Source organism: Bacillus sp. LBG-1-113 (genome assembly GCF_020708615.1).
In the GTDB taxonomy this organism is placed as follows: domain Bacteria; phylum Bacillota; class Bacilli; order Bacillales; family Bacillaceae; genus Bacillus; species Bacillus mojavensis.
Map to the genome: position 1 here is coordinate 208,561 of NZ_JAJFDG010000005.1, position 13,140 is coordinate 221,700.

14 protein-coding genes are annotated in these 13,140 nt (G+C 43.9%); 4 read left to right on the top strand and 10 right to left on the bottom strand.

The features are described from left to right. Window positions 1–131 precede the first annotated feature (131 nt). A complete protein-coding gene (locus LJF29_RS14340; RefSeq protein ID WP_168748710.1) occupies window positions 132–1,007 on the top strand; it encodes a TetR/AcrR family transcriptional regulator in 876 nt (291 codons plus the stop codon). A 37-nt stretch (window positions 1,008–1,044) separates the two neighbouring features. On the opposite strand, the gene fumC is transcribed toward LJF29_RS14340, so the two are convergent. Next, complete coding sequence (gene fumC, locus LJF29_RS14345) at window positions 1,045–2,433, bottom strand: class II fumarate hydratase (protein ID WP_010331827.1); 1,389 nt, start codon at window positions 2,431–2,433, stop codon at window positions 1,045–1,047. A 66-nt stretch (window positions 2,434–2,499) separates the two neighbouring features. Then, complete coding sequence (locus LJF29_RS14350; RefSeq protein WP_010331829.1) at window positions 2,500–2,685, bottom strand: YvzF family protein; 186 nt, start codon at window positions 2,683–2,685, stop codon at window positions 2,500–2,502. 117 nt (window positions 2,686–2,802) lie between these two features. Between LJF29_RS14350 and LJF29_RS14355 the strand changes: the two genes are divergently transcribed. The 3 genes from LJF29_RS14355 to LJF29_RS14365 are packed head-to-tail and all read left to right on the top strand — an operon-like array spanning window position 2,803 to window position 6,429. After that, window positions 2,803–4,251, top strand: coding sequence for a spore germination protein (locus tag LJF29_RS14355; protein ID WP_229149166.1), 1,449 nt, complete (start codon window positions 2,803–2,805; stop codon window positions 4,249–4,251). After that, the gene (locus LJF29_RS14360; RefSeq protein ID WP_010331831.1) at window positions 4,220–5,317 is read left to right on the top strand and encodes a spore germination protein; all 1,098 of its coding nucleotides are present in this window, start codon (window positions 4,220–4,222) and stop codon (window positions 5,315–5,317) included. Before LJF29_RS14355 ends, LJF29_RS14360 begins: the two co-directional genes overlap by 32 nt. Next, the gene (locus LJF29_RS14365; protein ID WP_229149167.1) at window positions 5,314–6,429 is read left to right on the top strand and encodes a Ger(x)C family spore germination protein; all 1,116 of its coding nucleotides are present in this window, start codon (window positions 5,314–5,316) and stop codon (window positions 6,427–6,429) included. Before LJF29_RS14360 ends, LJF29_RS14365 begins: the two co-directional genes overlap by 4 nt. A gap of 7 nt (window positions 6,430–6,436) precedes the next feature. Here LJF29_RS14365 and liaR read toward each other — a convergent pair whose 3' ends face one another. The 8 genes from liaR to LJF29_RS14405 all read right to left on the bottom strand — a co-directional run bounded on the left by liaR (window position 6,437) and on the right by LJF29_RS14405 (window position 13,139). Next, complete coding sequence (liaR, locus tag LJF29_RS14370; RefSeq protein WP_168748715.1) at window positions 6,437–7,072, bottom strand: two-component system response regulator LiaR; 636 nt, start codon at window positions 7,070–7,072, stop codon at window positions 6,437–6,439. Then, complete coding sequence (gene liaS / locus LJF29_RS14375; RefSeq protein WP_168748716.1) at window positions 7,050–8,132, bottom strand: two-component system sensor histidine kinase LiaS; 1,083 nt, start codon at window positions 8,130–8,132, stop codon at window positions 7,050–7,052. Before liaS ends, liaR begins: the two co-directional genes overlap by 23 nt. After that, window positions 8,129–8,857 carry a cell wall-active antibiotics response protein LiaF gene (liaF, locus tag LJF29_RS14380; RefSeq protein ID WP_229149168.1) on the bottom strand — a complete coding sequence of 243 codons (729 nt, stop codon included), beginning with the start codon at window positions 8,855–8,857 and terminating at the stop codon, window positions 8,129–8,131. Before liaF ends, liaS begins: the two co-directional genes overlap by 4 nt. A gap of 34 nt (window positions 8,858–8,891) precedes the next feature. Then, a complete protein-coding gene (locus tag LJF29_RS14385; protein WP_229149170.1) occupies window positions 8,892–9,764 on the bottom strand; it encodes a DUF4097 domain-containing protein in 873 nt (290 codons plus the stop codon). Window positions 9,765–9,863: 99 nt separating this feature from the next. Beyond that, entirely contained in the window at window positions 9,864–10,544 is a 681-nt protein-coding gene (liaH, locus tag LJF29_RS14390) for a stress responsive protein LiaH (RefSeq protein WP_229149171.1), read from the bottom strand. Window positions 10,545–10,570: 26 nt separating this feature from the next. After that, the gene (gene liaI / locus LJF29_RS14395) at window positions 10,571–10,951 is read right to left on the bottom strand and encodes a cell envelope stress-induced membrane anchor protein LiaI (RefSeq protein WP_010331839.1); all 381 of its coding nucleotides are present in this window, start codon (window positions 10,949–10,951) and stop codon (window positions 10,571–10,573) included. Between the two features lie 162 nt (window positions 10,952–11,113). Continuing rightward, the gene (locus tag LJF29_RS14400) at window positions 11,114–12,382 is read right to left on the bottom strand and encodes an MFS transporter (RefSeq protein WP_010331840.1); all 1,269 of its coding nucleotides are present in this window, start codon (window positions 12,380–12,382) and stop codon (window positions 11,114–11,116) included. 175 nt (window positions 12,383–12,557) lie between these two features. Further along, window positions 12,558–13,139: a cob(I)yrinic acid a,c-diamide adenosyltransferase gene (locus LJF29_RS14405; protein ID WP_217827975.1), complete on the bottom strand. Its 582-nt coding sequence runs from the start codon at window positions 13,137–13,139 to the stop codon at window positions 12,558–12,560. Between the last annotated feature and the right edge of the window lies 1 nt (window position 13,140).

Sequence of the window (13,140 nt, forward strand, 5' to 3'; positions counted from 1 at the left end):
GTCATCTCAATCTATAATATAAATAATACATGATAAAAAAACAAGTTACAATAAGGTTAAATTTATAACGTACGGTATGACTATATGGTCATATCCTATGTAGGCCTCGAGCTCCGAAAGGGTGGAACCATTTGAAGGAAAAAGAGAAGCTGATTATTGAAACAGCCATTAAACTGTTTGCCCAAAAAGGATATAACGCAACATCAGTTCAAGAAATTGCCAAAGCATGCAAGATTTCAAAAGGCGCTTTTTATATTTATTTTCCTTCTAAAGAAGCGCTGCTTTTATCTATGCTGAATTTCTATTATGATAAAACATTTACCCGTATTTTAAATATTAAAACGAAAGGCGACAGCCCTAGAACAGCTTACCGCAAGCAGCTTACCGTGTTCTATGAAAACATCCTTGAACACAAAGACTTTATTACAATGCAAATGAAGGAAGGTTCTCTGCCTTACACGGATGAAGTAGAGCAATGCGCAAAAAAAATCCGCCAGACTTCCCTTCAATTTCACATTGACAGTCTGTTAAACATATACGGAGAAAAAGCTGAACCATATACAGCGGAGCTTTGTTTTCTAATAGAAGGAATCAGCCAGATTTACCTAGAATGCATGATTTTGCTCGGTTATACTGTGAAGCCGGATCAATTAGCAGATATCGTTATTAACCGCATTGATGATATGGTTAAAGGCATGTCTGAACGAAACGATGAGCCTTTCATCACATTAGAAGAAGCAAGCTCTTTATTCGGGCCCCTGTCTCACGGACGGCCTGACCCGCTGACTGAATCGATTGTGAAAAGCCTTCGTGAGAAAATAAAAAGCTTGAACACAAACTCCTCCCTTGAATTATCGGAGAGCTTGGACATACTTGAAGCAGAAATGAAGAAAAAAACACCGAAGCTGGTGATCATAAAAGGAATGATCCATAACCTGATGGAGTCGGAAGCTCTCGCAGAAGATGCCGAGCAGCTTACATTTCTCTTGAAACATCAATATATTTAGAAGAACGGCTGCTTCACAAGCAGCCGTTTTTTCTCTATTACGCCTTTGGTTTTACCATATCTTCCGGTTTCACCATTTCGTTAAATTGTTCTTCTGTCAGCAATTCAAGCTTCAAAGCCGCTTCTTTCAGCGTCAATCCCTCTTTATGGGCAAGCTTGGCAATTTTTGCGGCGTTTTCATATCCGATATGCGGATTCAGCGCCGTAACCAGCATTAAGGAATTCGACAAGTTTTCCTGAATCGTTTCTTTATTTGGCTCGATACCGACAGCACACTTATCATGGAAGGAGTTCATTCCGTCACTCAGCAGCTGCACGGATTGCAGGAAGTTGTAAATGATCACAGGTTTAAATACGTTTAGTTCAAAGTTCCCCTGACTTGCGGCAAAGCCGATTGTCGCATCGTTCCCCATAATTTGCGCTGCGATCATCGTCAGTGCTTCACTTTGTGTCGGGTTCACTTTTCCAGGCATAATGGAGCTGCCAGGCTCATTTTCAGGAATGACAATCTCCCCGATGCCGCAGCGAGGTCCGCTCGCAAGCCATCTGACATCGTTTGCGATTTTCATTAAATCAGCGGCAAGAGCTTTTAAGGCGCCGTGTGCATATGTGATTTCGTCATGGCTTGTCAGCGCGTGGAATTTATTCGACGAGCTGTTAAACGTTTGACCTGTCAGTTTCGTGATCTCCTCTGAAACAAGCTCTCCAAATTCAGGGTGAGCATTGATTCCTGTTCCGACAGCTGTACCTCCGATTGCAAGCGCACGCATTTTGTCTGTCGCTTCTAAAATCATTTCCTTCGAGCGATCGAGCATGTGCACCCATCCGCTGATTTCCTGTCCAAGCGTCAGAGGTGTGGCATCCTGAAGATGCGTACGTCCGATTTTTACAATATCATTGTATGCTTTCGCTTTTTCGTCTAACGTATTGCGAAGCTGATCAAGCGCAGGCACAAGCTGTTCATAGACAGATAAAACGGCAGCAACGTGCATCGCTGTCGGGAATGTATCGTTTGAGCTTTGGCTGCGGTTAACGTCATCATTTGGATGAATTGTTTGATCAGAGTTCTTTTCTTTTAATAACGCGGTCGCGCGATTGGCCACCACTTCGTTCATGTTCATGTTGCTTTGTGTTCCGCTTCCGGTCTGCCATACAACAAGCGGGAAGTTATCATCATATTTGCCTTTGAGCACATCATCACAAACTGCTGCAATGGCTTCCGCTTTTTCCGCATCTAGGTTGCCTAAGCGTTTATTAGCGATCGCCGTGCTGCGTTTCAATATTGCAAACGCCTTCACAACACGCATCGGCATTTTTTCAGAACCAATCTTGAAGTTCTCCTTGCTTCGCTGTGTTTGGGCGCCCCAAAATTTATCAGCAGGAACTTTTACTTCTCCCATGGTGTCTCTTTCAATTCTGTAGTCCATTTTATGTATCCCTCCATAACGGTTGCTTCAATAGATCAAATTCGCCAGTGATATAAAAAATCCTTTTTATTTTTCGATCTTGGCAGATTTTAATTTTAATTCAAGATATACGCGGGAGTCCTTTGAATATTTGTACTTCGGATTCGTTCGCCCGTACTCCCTTGATGTATAAGAGACATCGTAATGCTTTTCAAATGATTTAATGAGCTGTTCTATTTCTTCTTGTTTTCCTGCAAGTCTTACCTGTGCCACTTCATATCCTCCGCTTTCATAAAAAAACTTCTGCCATAAAATACTGTAACACAGTATATCATTTTTTTAACAGGAAAAGATAACCTCTACTAAGGTTTTGGACAAGAGGTGACCTCGTTGGAACAAACAGAGTTTAAGGAATATATACACGATAATTTAGCATTGGTGCTTCCAAAATTAAAAGAAAACGATGATCTGGTGAAAAACAAAAAAATGCTGGCAAACGGACTTGTTTTTTACTTTCTCTACTTTAGTGAATTGAATGACCAGCAGAAGGTTTTAGAATCGATTAAAACCTTAATGAAGGATGAGGAGACGCTGACGCTTGACCAGGTCAAAAATCGTCTCGACCAAATTGACGCAAGGCCTGTAGAAACGGCCGAAAAAACGGTTAAGGAAATTCTCAGCGGCAATTGCGCGGTGTTTGTGAATGGCCTTAACAAAGCCTATATTCTGTCCACAGAAAAGAAACAAACAAGAAGCCTGACAGAGCCGACAACTGAAAAAGTGGTTCGCGGACCAAAGGTTGCGTTTGTGGAGGACATCGATACAAATCTTGCGCTAATCAGACAAAGAACCTCTCATCCGAAACTCATTACCAAAAAAATCATGATCGGCGAAAACAAGCTGAAGCCGGCGGCGATGATGTACATTGAAGGCAAAGCAAAAAAGTCCGTTGTGAAAGAGGTAAAAGCGCGGCTTAACAATATCAAACTGGAGGATATCCAGGACAGCGGAACACTTGAAGAACTTATTGAAGATAATAAATACTCGCCATTTCCGCAAATTCAAAATACGGAAAGGCCCGATAAAGTTTCGTCCGCCCTGTTCAACGGCCGGGTTGCGATTTTGGTGGACAGTTCCCCATTTGTGCTTTTGGTGCCGGTTTCTCTCGGTGTACTGATGCAATCTCCGGATGATTACTACGAACGCTGGATCTCGGCATCCCTCATCCGGTCGCTGCGTTTTGCTTCTATATTCATCACCTTGTTTTTGTCATCGATTTATATCGCGCTCGTGTCATTTCATCAAGGGCTGCTGCCGACCGCGCTCGCCGTCACGATTTCGGCAAACAGGGAAAACGTGCCGTTTCCTCCGATATTTGAAGCCTTGCTGATGGAAGTGACGATCGAGCTGCTCAGAGAAGCCGGGCTGCGTCTTCCCAACCCGCTTGGCCAGACGATCGGCCTCGTTGGGGGCGTAGTCATCGGACAAGCAGCGGTAGAAGCGAATCTCGTCAGTTCGATTATGGTCATTGTTGTCAGTGTCATTGCCCTTGCATCCTTTACCGTTCCCCAATACGGAATGGGGCTGTCTTTCCGGGTGCTGCGTTTTGTTTCGATGCTTTCCGCCGCAATACTCGGGCTGTACGGGATTATTTTATTTATGCTGGTCATTTATACGCACCTAACGAGACAAACGAGCTTTGGATCTCCGTATTTTTCGCCAAATGGATTTTTCAGCCTGAAAAATACAGAGGATTCCATTATCCGTCTCCCAATTAAAAACAAACCAAAAGAGGCGAATAATCCAAATGAGCCAAAAACAGACTCCACTCAAACTTAATACCTTTCAAGGTATTTCTGTTGTTGCAAATACAATGCTCGGTGCCGGTCTTTTAACATTGCCCCGAGCGCTGACCACTAAGGGTAATACTCCCGACGGCTGGATCGTGTTGATATTAGAAGGTGTCATTTTCATTTTTTTCATTTATTTAAACACGCTCATTCAGAAAAAACATCAATATCCCTCACTGTTTGAGTATTTGCGGGAAGGCCTTGGGAAATGGATTGGCAGCATCATGGGGCTTTTGATCTCCTGCTATTTTATCGGAGTGGCCAGTTTTGAAACCAGGGCGATGGCTGAAATGGTGAAGTTTTTCCTTCTGGAGAAAACGCCAATTCAAATCATTATTTTAACGTTTATCTGCTGCGGCATTTATTTAATCGTTGGGGGGCTAAGTGATGTTTCGCGGCTGTTTCCCTTTTATTTAACGATTACGATTATTATATTGCTGATAGTGTTTGGGATCAGTTTTAAAATTTTTGACATCAATAATTTGCGCCCTGTTTTAGGTGAGGGCTTGGGGCCCATTGCGAACTCCCTCACAGTCGTTTCCATCTCTTTTTTAGGAATGGAAGTGATGCTGTTTCTTCCTGAACATATGAAGAAAAAGAAATACACATTCAGATACGCGGCTATTGGCTTTATGATTCCGATTATATTATATATCCTGACATATATTATCGTTGTCGGGGCTTTGACAGCTCCTGAGGTGAAATCGCTGATCTGGCCGACCATTTCTCTCTTTCAATCCTTTGAGCTTAAAGGCATATTCATTGAACGGTTTGAATCGTTTTTACTGGTCGTCTGGATTATTCAGTTTTTCACAACGTTTGTCGTTTACGGGTATTTTGCCGCTAACGGACTGAAGAAGACGTTTGGATTATCGACTAAAAAAAGCATGGTTCTCATTGGCGCGGCTGTCTATTACTTTTCTCTATGGCCGGATGACTCTAATCAGGTCATGATGTATAGCGATTATCTCGGATACATTTTCGTCTGCCTGTTTTTACTTCCCTTCATTCTCTTTTTCATCGTAGCTGTCAAAAGGAGGATTACAGCAAAATGAAAATCCGGATTTTAAGTATTTTCATATGCGCCCTCTTACTGTCCGGATGCTGGGACAGCAAGAATATCGAAGAATTAAGCCTGGTGATCGGAGTAGGCTTAGACAAGCCGGATGATCATAATTTACAACTGACACAGCAAATTCTTGTGCCGAAAAAAATCAGTTCAAAGGAAGGCTCTTCATCTGATCCGACACAGATTGCTGTCACAAAGGGTGAAACGGTCCATCAAATGATGAGAACATCAGCATTAAAGCACAATCCTACGTTTTCCCAGCATTTACGTCTCATTTTATTTTCCAAGGGCGTGCTTGAAGATATTCGAATGGACTCGATCATTAATCAATTTGTCAGAGACAATGGGACAAGGCGAAGTTCGTATGTGTTTGTCACCGACGGACGCACGAAGGACATATTTAAAATGAATGATGAAAGCGAGCCCGCATCCAATGTGATTTATGATCTGACAGAGAATGACAAGGTAACCATCAGAATGATGGAGCCTGTTACATTGGGGGAGATTTCAGAACACTTGACCTCTGACGATTCGTTCCTCATTCCCCATGTCGGTGAGGAAGACGGCAAACTCGCAATAAACGGAGCTGCTATCATAAAAGATAAGTTATGGAGCAGAAATTTAACACCGGGTGAAGTCCAAAATATTAACTTATTTACCGGCGCGGTCAAAGGCGGCGTCATTGATTTGAAACGTAATGGCTACCTTTTTTCTTATGAAGTGTATTCCAGCAATCGAAAGATCAAGACAGCCTACAAGGACGGAAAGTTTATATTCACCGTCACACGTAATATTGAAGGGCGTTTATCCGAGGATTGGAATCCTAATGAAGATTCGTTTAAGGATTCATATATCAAAGAAATTGAAAAAACAGTCGAAAAACGATTAGAAGAAACAGTAACAGCATTTATTAAGGGCACGCTGCAGAAAGAGATCAAAACAGACGTGACCGGACTGGGTAACGAAGTCAGAATCCATTATCCTCAGAAATGGAAGAAGATTTCAAAAAAATGGGATGATCATTTCAGCAATGCGGAAATAAAATATCATGTCAATGTGGTCGTCAGAGACTTCGGAACGAAGGGCGCGTCTAAATAACCGACGCCTATTTCACGAGGTGATTGCGGTGTGCGTAGACGGCTGCCTGTGTCCGGTCGCTGACATCCAGCTTTGATAAAATATTGGTGATGTGGGTTTTGACTGTTTTGATCGTGATAAACAGCTCCTCGCCTATCTCTTTATTTGTTTTTCCTTCTGCAATCAGACAGAGAATTTCAAGCTCCCGTTTCGTGAGGGATTCATGCGGGAGCGCGTTTTCACCTGAGTGGCGCAGCCGGGATAATACTTTCCCCGCCACTTTTGATTCAAGCTTTGGCTCTCCCTTGCTTGCGGCACGGATCGCATCAGCGATTTCGGCCGCTTTTGACGTTTTTAATAAGTAGCTGAGCGCTCCCGCTTCAATGACCGGATACACTTTGTCATCATCAATGAAGCTTGTGAGCACAATAATTTTCGGATCGGAAAGCTTCTGGCAAATTTGCTTTGTCGCTTCAATGCCGTCCATGCCTTCCATGACAAGATCCATTAAGATCACATCAGGCTGTAATTCAACAGCAAGCTGTACACCCTCGCTGCCATCAGACGCTTCGCCGATGACATCTATATCGGGCTGCGCCTCCAAAAAAGCGGCGAGTCCCATTCTGACCATTTCATGGTCATCAATCAACAATACTCGAATCACGTTCGTTCTCTCCTTTTTCTTCCGGGAAAATCGGGACCTTTACTTCAATTTGTGTGCCTTTTCCTTCAACCGAAATCACCTCGGCGACTCCGCCGATTTCGCTTGCACGTTCTTTCATCGAATTCAAGCCGTAGGATGACGCTTTTACCTGCTCCATCTTGAATCCTTTTCCGTTATCAATGACCTTCAGCCGCAGCTGATTGTTTTTTGCGCCGAGAATCACGGATACTTTTGAGGCTTTTGAGTGCCTGAATACATTGGAAAGAGCCTCCTGTACGATCCTGAATAAATGATCCTCTACGCCTTTGGAAATCGGCGTATCCTGTATGTCCCATTCGATATCAAGCGGCTGTTTTTTCCGAAACTCGTCCAAAAGCTCCGTAAGACCCTCCTTCAGCCCCTTCCCTTCGAGCGTCACAGGTCTTAAATGGAGCAGCAGCGCCCTCATTTCATTTTGGGCTTCTCCCGCCATGTGCTCTACCATCTTGATCCGTTTCACCGTTTTATCATCCGTATCTTTTACGTGTTCTAATACAGCGGAGGTCATCATCGATATCGCAAAGAGCTGCTGGCTGACAGCATCGTGCAGATCTCTGGCCAATCGCTGGCGTTCTTCTGTGATGACTGATTTTTTCATTTGCACCTGCCATTCAGCCCGTTCATTTGAAAGCTTTTGCAGGGAAGCTACTTGAAGTTCAACCCGCTTCGCCATTTCATTCAGCTGGTCGGCTGCAAGCCCGATTTCATCGTCACCGAGCGGCGGTATACGATAAGCGAAGTTGCCATTTTCAAATGTTAAAATCGATTCAATCAATGTATCGACCCTTGTTTTCAGCCGGTTGCCGTACATGTACCCTGACGCAAAGCCGATCGTAAGGCTGATCAGCACCAAAATCAGGATAAACGGAATGCCGAACCAGCTTGACGACAGCAACACAAACGGATCAAGCCGATAGTAAACCATCATAAAAGAAATCAAGCAGACAAATAGAAGCAGACTGATTCCCGTTGTCATGCGAATGGCACGCCATTGGAGACTGGCAAGCAGTTTTTTTCTCATACGTATTTCACATCCACATCACCGATAAATAGGGAGACGGATACTTTCACCCGGCGTTTGGACTCGCTGAAATCAGAAGACGCGGCGTATACCTTTGTGCTTAATCCGCTTTTCTTCGAGCCGATCAGATTAATGTCGCCGATAAAAACGGACGAGCTGACAGCCACTTCAAGGTCTGATGGAACATAAATATCAACGTTTCCGATCACTCCGCTGATGACAATGGTGCTCTCTCCCTCCGGAATCATCGCTTTTGACAAGTCGATTTTCACATCGCCGATAAAACCCGATACAGTTAAATCATTCAGATCAAACGGCTGCTTCATCATCAGAAGTTCGCCGATAAAAAAGCTTCGCATGTCAGGATGTTTCACATCTTTTGGGGGCTCGGACTGTTTTTCTTTTTCCGTTAAATCGGCAGGTTTCTCATTCGGTTCAAAAATAGGCTTTCCTTTCACAAGCCGGTAGCCGGCGTAAATTAAAAATGCGGCAAACGCGTAGCCAAATAAGTTAAAGGTGATGCTGAACAGATTTTTCAAAAATAAGAAAGCGGCAAAGATGTACATGACGGACCCAAGCCAGTCACGGGAGTATTTTTTCAAAAAATAACCGGCAATCAGAAAAAAGAGCGGCCAAAACAGCAGATCGCCTACTCCGATAATTTGCAAAAACATGCTGATGCCAAATAAAGCAATGATAAGTCCAAGAAGCTGTTTTTTTGTCATTCTGGTTGTTCCGCCTCCTTTCTTCTGCCAGATGCTACCGTATCGCTACATCCCCGCTGCCTGTTTTAATATCGACTAGATGCTGTCCGCTTCCTTGTGAGCCTGTGATTTGTTGATGATCTTTATGTGTTGTATCAGCAAATGGGTACGCCGAACTGACGCTTCCGCTCTCTGAAGCAGCATTGACTTTGAAACTGCCGTTTTCGGGAAGCTCCAGATTCACATCACCGCTCGTCAATGTGACAGCTGAAGAGCCCGCTGCCTTTTTTAAATCCGCGTCAACGTTTCCTGATGTCATCCGTACATCAAGTGAGCCTGAAACACCATCCAAGTTTGCGTCGCCTGAAGTTAAGCGGATGCCGGCCGTTTTAGCGTCTGTATTTGATATCGACACATCTCCGGAAGAGCCCTTCACCTCCAGCTCCTGAAGGCGGATACCCGTTACGGTCATATTCCCGCTTGCAGATGCTGCGTTCAGCTTAGAAAGCGTGAGATGTTTATTACCGTCTACAGACACGTCGCCGCTTGAGGTTCTCACAGCCAAACCGCCTTTGTACGTGTATGGAATGCGGACGACAAGGGCAGATCGATGAAATCCGTTCAAAAATTGAAATTCTTTTTCCTTTGCCGTCAGCTCCAGCTTTCTTCTCTTTTCAGCCACAAACAATTTCCCCGAGTCACCTGAGATGGTTGCTGATATGTCATTACGCTCTTCCGCTATGATCTTCACATTCTTGTTATCCGATTCAATGATTACGCTTTCGATCTCATGCGGTGAAGCACTGGCTGAATCAGCTTCAGTTCCGTTTATGAATGAAAGACCTTCAGCAAACACGTCTTTGATAACAACCGCAGAAAAAATAAGAATACCGGCAATGATCAGCAGTTTGCCCAGCATTTTTTTCATTTGTTTTCATCCTTCTCATTTATTCTATTATAAAGGAAAAGCCTGTGAATGAATACGTGCGGAAGGGAAGGACTTGACGAAAACCCTTCCCTGTCCTGTTTATTCATTTGCTGCATGTGAGGTTTGATCTGATTTTTTCAAAGAGAGTTCCCGCATCTTTTCGATTTCAGCTTCTACTTCGTCTGCAAATTCACTTTGGCTCGTTTCTGTGCCGGCTTCCGCTGACTTCGAATAATCGGCACGGATTTCCAATTCCTCAATTCGGTTTTCTATCCGGAGAAATTCCCGATACGCGCTTTCACTGTCAATTTTGTCGAATGTCGCGTTCATATGCTCTTTTGCTTTTGCAGCGTTTGCCCGGGCAATCAGCGCCTGTTTTTTATCCTTTACGTCCTGTAGCCTTGTTTCAAGTGTGGCAAGCTGTTCTTTCAGCTCAGCCAGCTGGCTGCTTGCCTGTTCATAGGAAGCTTTGTGCTCTGCTGCCTTTCCCTCTAAATACTTCATTTCTGTCAGCGCTTTTTTCGCAAGCTCTTCTTCATCGGCATCAAAAGCGAACTGAGCTTGATTCTTACGCTTTCCAGCCACATCATTTGCTTCTTCATATTTTTTCTTAAATTGATAGGCGATCGTATGCTGTTTGACGATCGTTTGTTTTGCTTTTGCAATATCGCTTTCCATATCACGAACGTACTGATTCAGCATCACCTTAGGGTTCTCCAGTTTATCCAAGCCTTCATGAACTGACGCAACAAACATATCTCTCATTCTTTTTAATACCATACCGTTATTCCTCCTCATATCATGTGTTATTTTTTCTTTAAGAAATTTTCCCATTCGTCATCAAAATGAGACTGGTAGCCGGCAGAAGCTGGTTCAGGGTCAAAGCTTGACATATCGCTTTCCGCGGATCCGTTTTTCATCAGTTTCCAGCCGTAATACACCATAGCAGCCGCGAGTGCAATGCCGACGAGAAACGGAAGTGAGCAAATGAGCATCATCGCCCCGATTCCGCCCAAGATGATACCTGTGATGGTTTTGCCTGCTGCGAATCTTTTGATTCCCGCGTATGTCAGCAATCCTCCGATCGCAAGCGGAATGATAAAGCCGAAACTGCCGCCCCCAAAAAAGACGGAGATTCCAAATACAATTAATAAGAATCCGCCTATCGTTTTCTTGTTGATCTTCATGCAGATCCTCCTTTCGTTTTCCTTGTCTTCATCTTATACAAAACACAAGATGAGCAAAACGAATCAGAGATTGATTTTTGGATAAGACCAGAGTCGTAGACAGCACCGGACCCAGCGGCATAAAAAAAAGCCATGCACGAGGCATGGCATCTTCAAAAACCTTTACATATGAACACTTGCTTCCCTTTCTTTTACCAAATCGGATTGTTCTGCTTTGGCCAGCTTTGTAAACAGAAGAATTCCGATCCCCGCGATAATTTCCACAACTCCCCCGGCTGCGATCACATTTCCTGAACCAAAAGCAGTTGCGGCATATCCGCAAATGACAGCGCCGGCCGGAATTGAAATATTTGAGATCATATGTATGACGGCATAAACTTGCGGCTGGTCCTCACTATCGACAGATGTCTGTATAATCGTATACTCAGGAACATTGATCGCACTGACTGCAGCGCCAAATGTAAAAGCGGCGAAAAAGACGAGCGGCAAAAAGGTATTCATTCCGGTAATAAAGAAAGCGAATCCTTCAATAATGCCTGCGGTTACGAAAAGCAGTCCGTACTTGTTTACTTTTACTTTTGTCAGTACAAACCCCAATAAAAACGCGCCTATTGCGGTGGTGGCTTTTAATAGCGAATACACAATCGGCTGTCCGTTTAAATCCTCCGCAACATATACAGCGGAGAGCGCTTCCCAAGGGGCTGCCGCGAAATTCATAAAGATACAATAGATAGCAAGCGGATATAAGATTTGGTGTTTTCTGACTAGGACAAAACCGCGTTTCAGTCTGCCAAAATATGTACCTCTCTGTGCAACGGCCGCTGATTCCGATTTTGTTTCAACAGCAGTGTATTTAATAAAGAGAACAAGAAAACCAGAAATAAGATAAAGTACGAGAGCCATAAGCATTGTATAAGAAGGACTGATAAACGTAAGGAGAGCGCCGCATAGTGTCACAGCTCCAAGACGGACTATTTGGGCGGACGACTGCAGCACAGCATTTGCTTTTTGAATGCCTTTTTCATCTACAATTTGCGGGATTAAAGCAATTGAAGCAGGATTATAGGCAGCGCCAGTAGCTGAATGCACAATCATAAGAGTCATAACAAACCACAGCGGAGAGAATCCGCCGAAATGGCAGAGCGGAATGATTAAAACAACCGCGGCTCTTGTCAGGTCTGAAAAGTACATCCAGAATTTCAATGTATTCTGCTTCATGAAAGGACCCGTCACAGGTGCTAAAACAGCTTCCGGCAAAAAGGTGACAGCAATCAATAAAGCAGTTCCGATCGCACCTTCACCGTCAAAAATTAAAAACCATAATATCGAATTAAATGCGAACATATCGCCGGAAATCTTGACTATTCTAGAGAAGAAAAGGAAGTTGAAATTTCTCTTCCAGACGCTATCACTTTCAATGAATCTCACCATCAATCAGAGCCCCCCACTGCCTATTTTTTACATCAATTTGTTACAATATCTCATTTTTCCATTTTTCAGTCAATAATTCATAAGGTTCATTTTTTGTCGTAAAAAGGGAAATTGACAAAATGAAAAAATAAAAAGCCGGCATGTATTGAAAATGCCAGCTTTCATTCATGTTTTTTTATGATCCGCTGCTGTTTCGATCGCGAAACACAATAGCGCTTCTTTCATACTCCACGTCGTCAATACCGCTTCTCACATTGACAACCCGTGCTGCGGCAAAGAAATAGTCGGACAATCGATTGAGATAACGGAGCACCATTTCATGGATCTCTTCCGTTTTCATCAGCGCCACCACTTGGCGTTCCGCCCGCCTTGTAATGGTGCGTGCCACATGGAGAAGCGAAGCGGCCTTTGATCCGCCCGGAAGAATAAATCTCTTTAGTTCAGGTGCCTCTTCTGTATAGGCGTCGATGCGCATTTCTAAAAAGGAGACGGATTCTTCCTTCAACTTATAGTCTCTTTTTTCTGTGATGATTGCCAGATCGCCCCCGCAGTCAAAGAGCTCGTGCTGAATGTTGAGCAGCTCGGCCGTTAGATCCTCAAAGCCACGCTTTCCGGAGAGCTCAGCCAAGGCCAGCCCGACAAAACTGTTCAGCTCATCAATCGTGCCGTAGCTTTCTACTCGGAGGCTGTCCTTATCTGTTCTGCCTCCGATTAAACTCGTTTGCCCGTTATCGCCTGTTTTTGTATATAGTTTCATC

Coding starts and splice junctions, on each gene's coding strand:
- LJF29_RS14405 (WP_217827975.1), bottom strand. CDS start 13,139: ATGAAACTATATACAAAAACAGGCGATAACGGGCAAACGAGTTTAATC.
- LJF29_RS14385 (WP_229149170.1), bottom strand. CDS start 9,764: ATGAAAAAAATGCTGGGCAAACTGCTGATCATTGCCGGTATTCTTATT.
- liaH (WP_229149171.1), bottom strand. CDS start 10,544: ATGGTATTAAAAAGAATGAGAGATATGTTTGTTGCGTCAGTTCATGAA.
- LJF29_RS14360 (WP_010331831.1), top strand. CDS start 4,220: ATGAGCCAAAAACAGACTCCACTCAAACTTAATACCTTTCAAGGTATT.
- liaF (WP_229149168.1), bottom strand. CDS start 8,857: ATGACAAAAAAACAGCTTCTTGGACTTATCATTGCTTTATTTGGCATC.
- LJF29_RS14400 (WP_010331840.1), bottom strand. CDS start 12,382: ATGGTGAGATTCATTGAAAGTGATAGCGTCTGGAAGAGAAATTTCAAC.
- liaS (WP_168748716.1), bottom strand. CDS start 8,132: ATGAGAAAAAAACTGCTTGCCAGTCTCCAATGGCGTGCCATTCGCATG.
- liaI (WP_010331839.1), bottom strand. CDS start 10,951: ATGAAGATCAACAAGAAAACGATAGGCGGATTCTTATTAATTGTATTT.
- fumC (WP_010331827.1), bottom strand. CDS start 2,433: ATGGACTACAGAATTGAAAGAGACACCATGGGAGAAGTAAAAGTTCCT.
- LJF29_RS14365 (WP_229149167.1), top strand. CDS start 5,314: ATGAAAATCCGGATTTTAAGTATTTTCATATGCGCCCTCTTACTGTCC.